Origin of the sequence: Polynucleobacter paludilacus (assembly GCF_018687595.1) — a bacterium.
Taxonomy (GTDB): domain Bacteria; phylum Pseudomonadota; class Gammaproteobacteria; order Burkholderiales; family Burkholderiaceae; genus Polynucleobacter; species Polynucleobacter paludilacus.
This window is the reverse complement of the sequence record NZ_CP061298.1, coordinates 914920-927388: the sequence shown is the minus strand read 5'-3', so window position 1 is coordinate 927388 and position 12469 is coordinate 914920. Positions and strand designations below refer to the sequence as shown.

Sequence of the window (12469 nt, the reverse complement as noted above, 5' to 3'; positions counted from 1 at the left end):
TATGCCATTTTTGAATCGTAATATTTCGTTTTTCGTTGCAACACTCATCTTGCTTTCCGCTCTAGTCGGCTGCAAGACCGTCACTAGTAGCGATACCGTTGACTACAAGAAGAGCTCTGGCGAAGTTCGTGGACCGAATTTATCTTATCCGCCCGATTTAATTACTGCACAAGGTGATCGGCGTTATGTCGTTCAGGACGGTACCGCAACCATGTCTGAGTATGTTGCAGCCACAAAGAAAACGGCTCAATTACGAGCCAGCGTCATGACTGGTATTCCGGGGATGCGTATCGCACGCGATGGTGAGCGTAGGTGGTTGGTGGTTGAAAAGCCTGCAGCTGAGCTTTACCCGCAGATTAAAGACTTCTGGCAAGAAAATGGCTTTCTGTTGACTACGGATTCCCCATCAACGGGGATTATGGAAACCGATTGGGCTGAAAATCGCCCCAAAGTAGAGCAAGACTATATCCGCTCACTGTTAAATAGCGCCCTTGATTCGATTTCTGATACTGGTGAGCGCGATCGCTATAAAACTCGTCTAGAGGTTGTTAAACCCGACGAGACCGAGGTCTATATTACTCAAAAGGGTGCCCTAGAGAAGTGTGTAACAGACACCACCGGCTCTTGCCTCTACACCATTTGGACTACGCGTCCAACTGATCCAGAGCTGGAGGCAGTATTTTTACAGCGTTTGATGGAGCGCCTGGGAATGACTCAGGAAATGGCGAAGGCCCAAATTGCTAGCCCTGCAGTAGTAAAAACACCAAAAGCAACTTTGGTTCAAGAGGGGGGTGCTGCGCATATTGACCTAGGTAATAGTTTTGATCGTGCATGGCGTGATGTTGGCTTGGCTCTAGATCGTTCTAACTTCACCGTTGAGGATCGTGATCGCTCAAATGGTGTCTATTTCGTGCGTTATGTGAATCAAAAAGAGACTACAGAAACCAAAGGCTTTTTCTCTAACTTGTTTAGTAGTAAGGATGATTCTGCTTTGAAGGCAAAAAAATATCGCGTGATCGTTAAATCAACTGGTGATGCAAGTTGTAGCGTATACGTGCAGGACGCTGATGGAAAGCCAGAAAATACCCCGGCTGGATTTCAGCTCTTAACGTTGTTAACAGATCAGCTGAGTCGGTAATCGAAGGGTACATTCACGTTAACGCAGACATAAAAAAAGCCGCTCGTAAGCGGCTTTTTCTTCAAGAAGGAAATTACTTCTTGTCAGCAGCAGGTGCAGCGGGTGCAGCAGCAGGAGCAGCAGCAGCGGGAGCATCAGCAGCAGGTGCAGCAGCAGGAGCTGGAGCAGGTGCTGGTTCTTCTTTTTTGCCGCATGCAGCTAAAACGATTGCCAACATAGCAGCGAGTACGAGTGACTTCTTCATTTGTAATTTCCTCTTAAAAAAATAAACATCAATTACCGGTAATTGGTGAAGGTCTATACGCAGGGAAAATCCCTAAGTACTTTCCAGCATTTATTATAGCCAGCTCTTTATTACTCCTTCGTAAATTCCAGCCAACCGGATATATATGCTTGAAGCAGGCTGCTCCGAGATTCCTTTTCAGTAGGGAATCCCGCTGGAAGAGCCTTGAATTTACTCAGATTTTTCCAAGCTTCTTGAGTTTTCTGAGTCTCATTTTGGGTCATATTTTCCCCGTTACAAAACACAGCCTTGCCAAGACTCAAAATCCGGGTTTGCGGATGGGGCTTGAGGGTAGTATTGGATAGCTTTTTAGCAAATATTGCTGGGCTCATATTGACCCTGCTCACAAAAATGGCTTGCGGCTTGGGCTCGCTTAAGTAGGCCGTTATTCCTGGAAGAAAAGTACTGATATCTTGGAGCCTGAGACTGCTGAGTTTGCCCTCGATCTGTTTGATGAGTTCTTTCGGTAATTGTTCTGCCTCGTGACTGGCTGTTTGCAGGGGATCGGCAAAACGGTTTTCTAATTCTGGTAGAGCTTCCAAAGACTCCGCAAGACGCCACAAGCCTTCTTGTAGTAACTCTTTGTAGCTGGGGGAGCGAAACCCGACTGACCAAGTTTGACAGCCGGGATCAAGGGCCACTCCCTCATGCGCAATGTGCGGGGGCAGGTAAAGCATATCGCCAGGCTCTAAATCCCAAACCGATTCCGCTTTGAAGTTTTTCAAGATCTTCAAAGGTAGCGATGGTTCCAGACTTAAATCGGTTTGCTGTGAAATTTTCCAGCGTCTTCTGCCAGACATTTGAATGAGAAAGACGTCATACGAATCAAAGTGTGGGCCAACACCACCACCAGGACCTGCAATGCTAATCATTAGATCATCTAGACGAGCATCGGGAATAAACCGAAACCATGACAGCACCTTGGCGCAAGCCGGATGCATTGCCTCCATACCTTGGAGCAAGAGGGTCCAATTGCGATCTTCCAAACGGGGAAAATCTTTTTTGCCCAGTGGTCCCGTATCAATACTCCAGGGCTTGGAGCGGACTAAACGGGCTTCACAATCCTCCGATTGCGAGAGTTTGAAGAGGGTATCTGCAGAAATGGGGCTATCCAAGGCTGCTAGGCCAAAGGCCGGAATAGCAACTCGAACCAGCAAAGGTTTTTTATGCCAGAACTCCTTCATAAACTCTTGAGGGCTTCTGTCGCCCAATAGAGCCCATTTTTGGTCAATCGGTAGCGGTTTTGGGGGGATGGGTGGTTCGTAGGGCTTACTCAAGTAAAATGATTCCTATGTCAAAAGTAGTACTGTAATAGCACTGAAATGTCCGCATGAAGATCGAAAAAAATACCGTTGTATCCCTGCGTTATAAATTAACCGACGCACAAAATAATGTCATTGAAGAACCTGATTCTCCGATGGTATACCTGCATGGGGGTTACGAAGGGACTTTTCCGAAAATTGAAGCGCTCTTGGACGGCCAGAATATTGGTTTTGAAACCACTGTGCAACTCGAGCCAACTGAGGCCTTTGGTGAGTACAACCCCGAGTTATTAAAGATTGAGCCGCGTACCCGTTTTCCCGAGCCCCTTGAAGTCGGCATGCAGTTCGAAGGCGTGCCTGAAGAGGGCGGCGAAGAGGACTCTGATTTGTTAGCGGCTGAAGATGAGGATGACGAAGAATCACTCATTTATACCGTTACCGACGTTGCTGATAACCAAGTGGTTTTGGACGGCAATCATCCTTTAGCGGGCATGGCTCTTCGCTTCTGGGTACAAGTACAAGATGTCCGCGCGGCTAGTGATGAAGAAATTGCGAATCGTCATCCAGCTGGTGCCGAAAGCTTCACCTTTGGTATGCCTAATGAAGAAGATGGTGATGAATCTGATGCTGACGACTTCATTTCGATTGCCTCTGGCGCAGGCAGAAGCAACCCGCGCACTCTGCACTAATTATTCTTTAAGCCATTCTTTGATGGCACCAAGATCACGCTTAGTATCGCTTTGAGCCTTGTTGCTCTCTGGGGAAACTGCTGTGTTGCTGAATTGAGCTAAGGCTTTTTCTAGGGCGACAATTTTGCTTTCTTGCTCCAGACTGGCGTCAATTAAGCCTTTCAACGCCATCGATACAGGATCATCAACATTGGGTGTGATCCCATAGGCCGAGAAATAGGCTTTGCTCTCCGAGTCATGAGTTTGCGGTAAATCCGGATGGAGAATACGAGCAGGCACACCAACTGCAGTTGCTCCTGCAGGAATCTCTTTTAAGACTACGGCATTCGAACCAACGCGTGCTCCGTCACCAACCGTAAAGCCGCCCAATACTTTTGCACCGGCACTGATAACAACCCCTTTGCCTAAAGTAGGGTGACGCTTTACACCCTTATAAAGCGATGTGCCGCCAAGCGTTACGCCTTGATAGATCGTGCAGTCGTCGCCAATTTCGGTGGTTTCACCAATCACAATCCCAAGGCCATGATCTAGAAATACACGGCGTCCAATTTTGGCGCCGGGATGTATTTCAATGCCGGTAATGATGCGAGCAAGCAAAGACAAAAAGCGAGCCAGCCACTTGAGATCAATGACCCAGAAAAAATGATAGATACGGTATAAGAAAATAGCGTGCAGACCTGGGTAGCAGGTGATGACCTCGAAGCGATTGCGGGCTGCAGGGTCACGTGTAATGATGGAGTCAACAGTCTCAAAAAGGGTATTCAGCATAGTTTGATTCTAATGGTTTGAGCTTATTTCCTCAGGAGCATCTGTTTTGCAATACCACGCAGCAGATCAATTTCCTCTTTGTGGAGTCTGGCCCTTGCAAAAAGGGCTTGTAAGCGGGGCATCAGTTTTTTGGGATTTTTGGGATCAAGATAACCCAGGGTAATCAGACCTTCCTGCCAGTGCTCCAGCATCGCAGCAATGGAGGCGGGGTCTGCAAAGTCCGCCAAATCCTCACGAGAGCCAGAAAATAGGGGATTTCCTGGGTCAGCTAACTGACCGAGAGCTTCTTTGAGACTAAAGGCGCAGACCATCACCGCTTGAGCTAAGTTGAGGGAGGGATAGGCCGGGTTGGCATCTAACCAGACTCGGTGAGTGCATAAGGCTAAATGGCTGTTATCAAGCCCAGTCCGCTCGGGGCCAAACAACAAAGCCACTGATTGGCCCGCATGGACAGTCGCGGTGATGAGGTCTTTAGCTGCTTGCCAATTGAGAGCTGGTGGACCAAATTCTCGATCTCGACTCGTGAGTCCCAAGACCAGGGCACAGCCTTGTACAGCAGTATCTAGGGACTGAAGTTCTTGACTTGATTGCAAGATATCTGTAGCGCCACTGGCAAGTGCAATTGCCTCAGGATCTTGAGCAATCTGCGCCTTTTTAGGGTTGACCAAGAGCAATTGGTCAAAAGCCATGGTTTTGAGTGCGCGCGCTGCTGAGCCTACATTACCCGGGTGGCTGGTTTCTACCAGCACCCAGCGAATCAGTTCAGTATTGTGAGAAATCATGGGCTTAGTTGGCTAGCATCGTAGGCAATCGTTTAGAATCAAGCTATTAGCTCGATATTGTCCTTCAGTTTTTGCTGAAGTTCGTACTATTTCGGGTCCGTTCTTATTTAATTTGTCCATACACACTATGCATCCCATGTTAAATGTGGCCATTAAGGCTGCCCGTCGTGCCGGTACCGTAATTAACCGGGCCTCTCTCAATTTAGAGCGCTTGCAAGTGGATCGTAAGCAGCACAATGATTTTGTGACTGAGGTGGACAAAGCTGCAGAAGCAGCAATCATTGAAACCCTCAGCGAAGCCTATCCTACACATGGATTCTTGGCAGAAGAGACCGGCTCTCAAAATAGTGGCTCAGATCATATTTGGATTATTGACCCACTGGACGGTACAACCAATTTCATTCATGGATTTCCGCAATATGCGGTATCGATTGCATTGGCTGTGAATGGCGTTACGCAACAAGCGGTTGTGTATGACCCCACCCGTGATGAACTCTTTACTGCAACTCGCGGTGCTGGTGCGTATTTAGATCGCCGCCGCTTGCGCGTGGCCACGCAAGATCGTTTAGCAAATACATTATTAGGCACAGGCTTTCCGTATCGACAAGATCAAGACCTCGAAACCTATTTGAAAATCTTTGCCGAGATGTCGCGTCAATGCGCTGGTTTACGGCGTCCTGGTGCAGCTGCGCTGGATTTGGCTTATGTTGCAGCGGGTCGCTACGATGGTTTCTTTGAGAGTGATCTTAAGCCTTGGGATATGGCTGCTGGAGCCTTGCTAGTAACTGAGGCGGGTGGCTTAATCGGCAACTACCGCGGTGAAGAAGGCTATTTAGAGAGCGGTGAAGTGATGTGCGCTAATCCACGCATCTTTGCTCAAATGGCACAAACTTTATCGCGCTATTCCAAGCACTAAGTTACCCTCTAAGTAAACAACAAACTGACTTTACTTCACCAAGTCTAAATAACGCACGCCGTGTTCATCGATTAGTAAGGCGCTGGCTTTTGGGGTAACGCTTTCAGGATGATCTAGGTCCCAGTCGGATAAAACCCAGCGTTGCCATTGAAGTTCACCCAGTTGTTCGTGGTGATGCTTGGGCATATGAGTATGTCCATGAATCAATCGATTAATCGAGTGCTTTTTTACAAGTGCAGCGCAAGCATGATTAGTGACATCCATCTGCATCAATCGGCTCGCTGGTGTGTAGCGACTTGCTCGTTGATATTTTTGGGCGCTATTGCGACGCAGTTGGTTTGCAATAGATCGGCGCCATTGCAAAGGGAGCTGTAAAAACAGTTTTTGCACCCAAGGCTTGCGAGTCCATTTACGAAATACTTGATAACCCAAGTCTGCAGTACATAAAACATCACCATGACTCAAGATATAGTCATGACCTGCAATGCGGACCTCTGAGGGATCTGGTAATGCAGTCATACTGGTTTTCTTAAGATAGTCAGGTCCCAGTAAAAAATCCCGATTACCATGCAGGTAAAAGAGTTTCACCTTGCTTGATAGATTCGCTAGGGCGTTACGCACCTCTTGCTGAAAAGGAGAGCTCGCATTAGCGTCATCTCCTAGCCAGTACTCAAATAAATCACCCATAATAAAAACTGCCTCAACCGCCTCAGCTTCTTTAAGACAAAAGTCAAAAAAGCGCTGAGCCGTCAGAGGCATTGATGGCGTTAGGTGTAGATCGGAGATCAGCAGGGCGCTACGACATTGAACGCTCATTCTTCAGTGACGCTTGCCTTTTCAATAATGACGTCTTCTGCAGGTACGTCTTGATGAAAGCCTGCATTGCCAGTCTTGACTTTGCGAATGGTATCTACGACATCGAGACCATCGGTCACTTTGCCAAATACGGCATAACCCCAGCCTTGTGCATTAGGAGCGGTATGGTTTAAGAAATCGTTGTCATTGACGTTAATGAAGAACTGGGCAGTTGCAGAGTGGGGGTCGCTAGTACGTGCCATGGCAACGGTGCCGCGCTCGTTTTTGAGTCCATTATTGGCTTCATTTTCAACTGGGGCGCCAGTAGATTTTTCTTTCATGCCCACACCCATACCGCCACCCTGGATCATGAAGTTATTGATGACGCGATGAAAAATGGTTCCATCGTAATGACCAGCTTTGACATACTGTAAAAAATTCGCCACGGTCTTAGGAGCTTTCACCGCATCGAGACTGAGAGTGATATCACCCTTATTAGTTTTTAGAAGAACTTTCGCCATTACTTGAGGTGCTTTCTTTAGGGTTGGTCGGTTGTAAATTTTGTACCGGTATATTGGCTTGAGGCAATGTACTCTGGGGTTTTTGTTTCAGGATTTCATTCAGTGCCTTAGCGCGATTGCTATAAAAGCGCTGATTGCTATTCGATTGAGCGGCATTTTCATAAGCTTGTGCTGCTAAACGCACATAAACTTCGCCGAGGTTGGCCGAGGCGATTGCATAAGTCGGTCTGAGCTTGAGCGCTAACTCTAAATAATCTCGCGCCTCAATCCATTGGCCTTGGTTAGCAGCTAGGGCAGCTAGGTTGTTATAGGGCTCTGGTAATTCTGGGAATTGTTGGGTAATTTCAATCAAGGTTTTTTTGGCAGAAGCAAAGTCTCGCATCTGAATTTGAATTCTGGCTTTGATATAGCGCAGCTGAACATTTTTAGGTGTTTTGCTGAGTCGCTCGTTAATTAAATCAATGGCTGCTGGAAACTGCCTGGCCTTGACGAGCTTCTCAATATCGGAGGGCACACCATTGCGGTTGACAGGATCGGGTTCAATAATCAAGAAAGAAAGATAGGGTACTGCAACCGAATCCGCCAAAGAAGGCATTAAGGGCTCATAGGCAGGATTAGTACTCAGTCTTTGGGGGTCGTTTGGGCCATAAGACCCTAAATAGGGCTGAGGTGAGGCGGTGCCTTGCTGCATCTCCGCTTTATTCACTGCCAGAATTTCAGCATCAGCTCTCTGCTGCCCCGGAGTACTGCAGCCTGCAAGGGCTAAAAAAGCGAGCGCAATCGCAAATGACTGGCCGATGCGGGCCAACAGCGACATGTTTACCAAAGGGAGGTTGTTTTGCATAAGTAGAAGGGGGTAAAACTGCGGGCTCATTCGATATACTCATCAGTCTAACAAATTCGAGTGAATTGCCTGCCTTTTATCTGCCTATGCTGCAAATTTATAACACCCTAAGTCGCTCAAAAGAGGTCTTTAAGCCGATTGAGTCTGGCAAGGTCAAGATTTACGTCTGTGGCATGACAGTCTATGATTTTTGCCATATCGGTCATGCGCGAGTGATGATCGTTTTTGATATGGTGGTGCGCTGGTTGCGGGCCAGCGGCTATGAAGTGCTGTATGTGCGCAATATTACCGATATCGATGACAAGATTATCCAGCGTGCAATTGAAAATAAAGAATCTATTGCCGCATTAACCAATCGATTTATTGAAGCAATGCATGCGGATTCCGATAGCTTGGGATTAATGCATCCCGATCATGAACCCCGTGCCACTCAATTTATTCAGCAAATGCAGGGGATGATTGGCCGCCTGTTGGAGCAACAACTGGCATATCAGGCTGATGATGGTGATGTGAACTTTGCAGTTCGCTTGTTTCCGGGCTACGGTAAATTGTCTGGCAAAAGCTTGGATGAGTTGCAGGCTGGCGAGCGAGTAGCAATTGGTGGAAGTAAACGTGACCCATTGGATTTTGTGCTCTGGAAAAGCGCTAAGTCTGGGGAGCCAGCAGATACGCGTTGGCAATCTCCTTGGGGCGAGGGTAGACCCGGTTGGCATATTGAATGCTCAGCCATGTCCTGTGAACTCCTTGGCGAGCATTTTGATATTCATGGTGGTGGATCAGACTTACAGTTTCCTCATCATGAAAATGAGATCGCTCAAAGTGAGGGTGCTTTATACGGCCAAGACCGCACCCCTAGTGATGAACCTTTTGTGCACTATTGGATGCATAACGGCCATATTCGAGTCAATCAAGAGAAGATGTCCAAGTCTTTGGGTAACTTCTTTCTGATTCGTGATGTCCTGAAGACCTATGATCCTGAAGTGCTCCGCTTTTTCATGTTGAGAGCCCATTACCGCAGCCCAATCAATTACAGTGATGCCCAATTGGATGAGGCCCATGCTGGATTAGTCCGTCTCTATACTGCGTTAGCTCACACGCCTACGAATCCAATCTCGCTCGATTCAGATTCAGTTTGGGTTAAGCAATTTAATGCTGCCATGAATGATGACTTCAATACGCCTGAGGCGATTGCTGTCCTATTTGAACTGGCTAGCGAAATCAATCGTTCTCAAGGCAAAGAAAAAGAAGAGCTCGCTGCCATCTTGAGATCCTTGGCTGCAAGCCTGAACTTTTTGCAGCGCGACCCCAATCAATTTTTACAAGCTGGCACTCGCCATGTTGAGAATGGCTTGGCTGCTGAGCAGATCGAAGCGCAAATTACTGCCAGAATCAATGCCAAGCAATCAAAAGATTTTGCTAAGGCAGATGAAATTCGCAAACAGCTATTAGAGCAGGGCGTAGTTCTGGAAGATAAACCAGGTGGTATTACTGAATGGCGCAGACTATAGTGAGCAGCTCGAACCAAACTGTGCTCGAAGCAGTTGCACCGCTCTACTGGGAACAAGCCTGTGCGGAGTTGATGAAAAACGATCGAATCATGCGCAAATTGATTCCGAAGTTTGGTAGCGGTTTCTTAATGACCCGTGGCGATCCATTTGTTACCTTAGCGAGGTCGATAGTGGGTCAACAGATTTCGGTATCAGCAGCGCAGGCTGTATGGGATCGCGTGGTACTCGCCTCAAAAAAGAAGGTGAATCCTAAAAATATTCTGGCGCTTACTGTTGAAGAGTTACGCGCTGCGGGATTGTCTGGGCGTAAGGTCGAATACATTCAAGATCTAGCGGAGCATTTTATTTCTGGCCGATTGCATGCCAATCAATGGCAAGAGATGGATGACGAATCTGTTATTAAGGAATTGAGTGAAATTCGGGGAATTGGGCGCTGGACTGCTGAAATGTTCCTGATTTTTAATCTGACCCGACCCAATATTCTTCCCCTAGATGACATTGGTCTGATTAAGGCCATTTCCCTCAGTTACTTTAGTGGCGAGCCGGTGAGCCGTCACGAGGCGAGAGAGGTTGCTGCCAATTGGGCCCCATGGCGGACCGTGGCAACCTGGTATTTATGGCGAAGTATCGACCCCATCCCCGTGGAATACTAAAATCAGAGCATGAAGACCACTTTTCTAGATTTTGAGCAATCAATTGCTGAACTCGAGTCCAAGATTGAGGAGCTGCGTTTTGTCCAAGACGAATCCTCGGTGGACATCTCCGATGAGATCAAAACCCTTTCTGAAAAAAGTCTTCAACTCACTAAAGATGTCTATGCCAATCTCACCCCTTGGCAGGTATCCCAAGTAGCACGTCATCCACAAAGACCTTACACCCTAGACTACGTCGCAGCGCTCTTCACCGATTTTCATGAACTGCATGGCGACCGTAGTTTTGCTGACGACCAATCCATCATTGGTGGTCTAGCTAGATACGATGGCAAAGCTTGCATGGTGATTGGTCACCAAAAGGGTAGGGACACAAAAGAGCGTGCTCTGCGTAACTTTGGCATGAGTCGTCCAGAGGGATATCGCAAGGCAATGCGCCTCATGCGTCTGGCCGAGAAATTTGGTTTACCGGTTTTTACGTTTGTAGACACCCCAGGAGCATTTCCAGGGATTGATGCTGAGGAGCGCAATCAATCGGAGGCGATTGGACACAATCTGTATGTACAAGCCGAGCTCGAAGTGCCGATCATCAGCACCATCATTGGTGAGGGTGGTTCTGGTGGCGCCTTAGCAATTGCGATGGGCGATCTGGTACTGATGCTGCAAAACTCGACCTACTCGGTGATCTCTCCTGAGGGCTGCGCATCCATTTTGTGGAAGACGGCCGATAAAGCCCCTGAAGCTGCAGAACAGCTCGGCTTGACTGCCCAGAGACTGAAAGCGCTTGGTTTGATTGATAAGATTGTTCCAGAGCCCATTGGTGGTGCGCATCGGGATTACGATGGCATGATGAGCCAGATGCGCAAGGCCTTAACGGAATCTTTAAAAACCTTTGATGGCATGAAGATGGAGGCCTTATTGGAGCGCCGCCATGAACGCTTAATGAGTTATGGCAAGTTCAAGGAAATTACCCCAAAACCATAAGTCAGGTAAACGCATCGCGGTTGCTTTAAGTGGCGGCCTCGATTCAGTGGTTTTGCTCGACACCGTTTGCAAGGCTCAAGTGTTTCAGTCGCAGAAGATCGAACACATTTGGGTATTTCACATCCATCATGGCCTGCAAAAACCTGCCGATCAATGGCTCGAGTTTTGCGAAAAACTGAGCGCTCAATATCAAAAGAAAAAATATCCAGTTACCTTTGACTTTCGTCTTTTGCATTTAGGTGATCTCCAGAATGGCAATATTGAAGCAAGAGCAAGAGCGGCACGCTATGAAGCCCTTGCAGATTTATGTGCAGAACATCACATCGAAGATCTACTGCTTGCCCATCATCAAAATGATCAAGCGGAAACCGTACTTCTACAACTATTGCGTGGGGCCGGTGTAGCCGGTTTATCGGCAATGCCTAGCGAGCGGCTGATGGCAGAAAGTCAAAGCCCTATTACGATTTGGCGGCCCTTACTCGGAGAGAGCAGGGAGTCACTAGAAGTTTATGCAAGGACACATCGTTTGAAATGGATTGACGATCCCAGCAATCTCCATACCCGCTATCGACGCAATGCCCTTCGTCAAGAGATTATTCCGCGTCTCGCAAAAATTCAGCCAGAAGCAGTCAGCAATCTGGCACGCAGTGCGCAACTGCTTAGTGATGCGCAAGTCTTGCTCGATCGTCTTGCTCAAACAGATGGCAAAATCATTCTGAATCAAGACCATCTCAAACTGAAACCTTTGCTGCAATTAGAAAAGCAAGACTTAGCAGCTGCAAATAATGTTGTGCGCTATTGGCTTAAGCAGCAACACTTGGCAATGCCATCTCAAGAACGATTGCAGGCTTGGTGGAATGATCTTAAAAAAGTCGGAGCCCATGCTCAGCTGAAGTGGTTGCATGATGATCACGAAATCGTGCTTTGGCGCAATCAACTAAGCGTCCTGCAAATTTCTTCACATCCAAGCTGGGGTCAATGGCTTTTTACACCGCTCCCGGTGAGAAGCAAAGCCTTGGGTTTGTCCCTTGAGTATGTCAATCAGGCCATCGCTTCTGAAGGGATTGAGGAGAGGCCGCGGTCGGGCGCAGAGCGCTTGCAACTGAAGGCAAATACCCCTCGCAAAACGCTCAAAAATCTCTTTCAAGAAAATGACGTTCCACCATGGCAACGTCAGGCTCCATTGCTCTTTATTAATGGGGAGCTGATCGCCGTAGCGGGGCTTGGCACCAGCTTCCCCCATCTATCGACCAGCGGCAAAAGGGTTTTGCCCGAGTGGCAGCCAGCGAATACAGCTCAAAACCGAGTAAAATAGACCCTTTATACAAA

The 12469-nt window shown here is 47.8% G+C and carries 14 protein-coding genes; 7 read left to right on the top strand and 7 right to left on the bottom strand.

Annotated elements, in window-relative coordinates; genetic code table 11:
• Nucleotide 1 precedes the first annotated feature (1 nt).
• Entirely contained in the window at nucleotides 2-1138 is a 1137-nt protein-coding gene (gene bamC / locus AOC06_RS04935) for an NlpB/DapX family lipoprotein (RefSeq protein WP_215379099.1), read from the top strand.
• A gap of 73 nt (nucleotides 1139-1211) precedes the next feature.
• Here bamC and AOC06_RS04930 read toward each other — a convergent pair whose 3' ends face one another.
• Together AOC06_RS04930 and AOC06_RS04925 are read right to left on the bottom strand one after the other, a co-directional pair.
• Nucleotides 1212-1382 carry a hypothetical protein gene (locus AOC06_RS04930; RefSeq protein ID WP_168183332.1) on the bottom strand — a complete coding sequence of 57 codons (171 nt, stop codon included), beginning with the start codon at nucleotides 1380-1382 and terminating at the stop codon, nucleotides 1212-1214.
• Between the two features lie 110 nt (nucleotides 1383-1492).
• A complete protein-coding gene (locus tag AOC06_RS04925) occupies nucleotides 1493-2698 on the bottom strand; it encodes a cupin domain-containing protein (protein WP_215379096.1) in 1206 nt (401 codons plus the stop codon).
• A 53-nt stretch (nucleotides 2699-2751) separates the two neighbouring features.
• Here AOC06_RS04925 and AOC06_RS04920 point away from each other — a divergent pair, with 53 nt between their 5' ends.
• Nucleotides 2752-3372: an FKBP-type peptidyl-prolyl cis-trans isomerase gene (locus AOC06_RS04920; RefSeq protein ID WP_215379094.1), complete on the top strand. Its 621-nt coding sequence runs from the start codon at nucleotides 2752-2754 to the stop codon at nucleotides 3370-3372.
• Here the strand turns inward: AOC06_RS04920 and cysE are convergent, their stop codons facing one another.
• A complete protein-coding gene (gene cysE / locus AOC06_RS04915; protein ID WP_215379092.1) occupies nucleotides 3373-4140 on the bottom strand; it encodes a serine O-acetyltransferase in 768 nt (255 codons plus the stop codon).
• Nucleotides 4141-4163: 23 nt separating this feature from the next.
• On the bottom strand, nucleotides 4164-4922 hold the full coding sequence (locus tag AOC06_RS04910; protein WP_215379090.1) for an RNA methyltransferase: 759 nt from the start codon (nucleotides 4920-4922) through the stop codon (nucleotides 4164-4166).
• Between the two features lie 127 nt (nucleotides 4923-5049).
• On the opposite strand from AOC06_RS04910, the gene AOC06_RS04905 reads away from it, so the two are divergent.
• On the top strand, nucleotides 5050-5838 hold the full coding sequence (locus AOC06_RS04905; protein WP_215379088.1) for an inositol monophosphatase family protein: 789 nt from the start codon (nucleotides 5050-5052) through the stop codon (nucleotides 5836-5838).
• A gap of 30 nt (nucleotides 5839-5868) precedes the next feature.
• On the opposite strand, the gene AOC06_RS04900 is transcribed toward AOC06_RS04905, so the two are convergent.
• Genes AOC06_RS04900 through AOC06_RS04890 form a run of 3 tightly spaced genes read right to left on the bottom strand, consistent with a single transcriptional unit; the run spans nucleotide 5869 to nucleotide 7971 of the window.
• On the bottom strand, nucleotides 5869-6654 hold the full coding sequence (locus AOC06_RS04900) for a UDP-2,3-diacylglucosamine diphosphatase (protein ID WP_215379086.1): 786 nt from the start codon (nucleotides 6652-6654) through the stop codon (nucleotides 5869-5871).
• The gene (locus tag AOC06_RS04895; protein WP_215379085.1) at nucleotides 6651-7154 is read right to left on the bottom strand and encodes a peptidylprolyl isomerase; all 504 of its coding nucleotides are present in this window, start codon (nucleotides 7152-7154) and stop codon (nucleotides 6651-6653) included. The genes AOC06_RS04900 and AOC06_RS04895 overlap by 4 nt, the downstream gene beginning before the upstream one ends.
• On the bottom strand, nucleotides 7129-7971 hold the full coding sequence (locus tag AOC06_RS04890; protein ID WP_255879885.1) for a tetratricopeptide repeat protein: 843 nt from the start codon (nucleotides 7969-7971) through the stop codon (nucleotides 7129-7131). Before AOC06_RS04890 ends, AOC06_RS04895 begins: the two co-directional genes overlap by 26 nt.
• Before the next feature lie 113 nt (nucleotides 7972-8084).
• On the opposite strand from AOC06_RS04890, the gene cysS reads away from it, so the two are divergent.
• From cysS to tilS, 4 genes are read left to right on the top strand one after another with little or no spacing between them, the layout of a single operon-like run.
• The gene (gene cysS / locus AOC06_RS04885; protein WP_215379080.1) at nucleotides 8085-9506 is read left to right on the top strand and encodes a cysteine--tRNA ligase; all 1422 of its coding nucleotides are present in this window, start codon (nucleotides 8085-8087) and stop codon (nucleotides 9504-9506) included.
• The gene (locus AOC06_RS04880) at nucleotides 9491-10159 is read left to right on the top strand and encodes a DNA-3-methyladenine glycosylase family protein (RefSeq protein WP_215379077.1); all 669 of its coding nucleotides are present in this window, start codon (nucleotides 9491-9493) and stop codon (nucleotides 10157-10159) included. Before cysS ends, AOC06_RS04880 begins: the two co-directional genes overlap by 16 nt.
• A 9-nt stretch (nucleotides 10160-10168) precedes the next feature.
• Nucleotides 10169-11140 carry an acetyl-CoA carboxylase carboxyltransferase subunit alpha gene (locus AOC06_RS04875; RefSeq protein ID WP_215379075.1) on the top strand — a complete coding sequence of 324 codons (972 nt, stop codon included), beginning with the start codon at nucleotides 10169-10171 and terminating at the stop codon, nucleotides 11138-11140.
• Nucleotides 11106-12455, top strand: a complete 1350-nt coding sequence (gene tilS, locus AOC06_RS04870; protein WP_215379072.1) for a tRNA lysidine(34) synthetase TilS — start codon at nucleotides 11106-11108, stop codon at nucleotides 12453-12455. The genes AOC06_RS04875 and tilS overlap by 35 nt, the downstream gene beginning before the upstream one ends.
• The last annotated feature ends 14 nt before the right edge of the window (nucleotides 12456-12469 follow it).

Bases quoted from the DNA above. Each gene is read 5' to 3' on its own strand.
- bamC (WP_215379099.1), top strand. From the start codon at position 2: ATGCCATTTTTGAATCGTAATATTTCGTTTTTCGTTGCAACACTCATC.
- AOC06_RS04930 (WP_168183332.1), bottom strand. From the start codon at position 1,382: ATGAAGAAGTCACTCGTACTCGCTGCTATGTTGGCAATCGTTTTAGCT.
- AOC06_RS04920 (WP_215379094.1), top strand. From the start codon at position 2,752: ATGAAGATCGAAAAAAATACCGTTGTATCCCTGCGTTATAAATTAACC.
- cysE (WP_215379092.1), bottom strand. From the start codon at position 4,140: ATGCTGAATACCCTTTTTGAGACTGTTGACTCCATCATTACACGTGAC.
- AOC06_RS04910 (WP_215379090.1), bottom strand. From the start codon at position 4,922: ATGATTTCTCACAATACTGAACTGATTCGCTGGGTGCTGGTAGAAACC.
- AOC06_RS04905 (WP_215379088.1), top strand. From the start codon at position 5,050: ATGCATCCCATGTTAAATGTGGCCATTAAGGCTGCCCGTCGTGCCGGT.
- AOC06_RS04900 (WP_215379086.1), bottom strand. From the start codon at position 6,654: ATGAGCGTTCAATGTCGTAGCGCCCTGCTGATCTCCGATCTACACCTA.
- AOC06_RS04895 (WP_215379085.1), bottom strand. From the start codon at position 7,154: ATGGCGAAAGTTCTTCTAAAAACTAATAAGGGTGATATCACTCTCAGT.
- AOC06_RS04890 (WP_255879885.1), bottom strand. From the start codon at position 7,971: ATGTCGCTGTTGGCCCGCATCGGCCAGTCATTTGCGATTGCGCTCGCT.
- cysS (WP_215379080.1), top strand. From the start codon at position 8,085: ATGCTGCAAATTTATAACACCCTAAGTCGCTCAAAAGAGGTCTTTAAG.
- AOC06_RS04880 (WP_215379077.1), top strand. From the start codon at position 9,491: ATGGCGCAGACTATAGTGAGCAGCTCGAACCAAACTGTGCTCGAAGCA.
- AOC06_RS04875 (WP_215379075.1), top strand. From the start codon at position 10,169: ATGAAGACCACTTTTCTAGATTTTGAGCAATCAATTGCTGAACTCGAG.
- tilS (WP_215379072.1), top strand. From the start codon at position 11,106: ATGGCAAGTTCAAGGAAATTACCCCAAAACCATAAGTCAGGTAAACGC.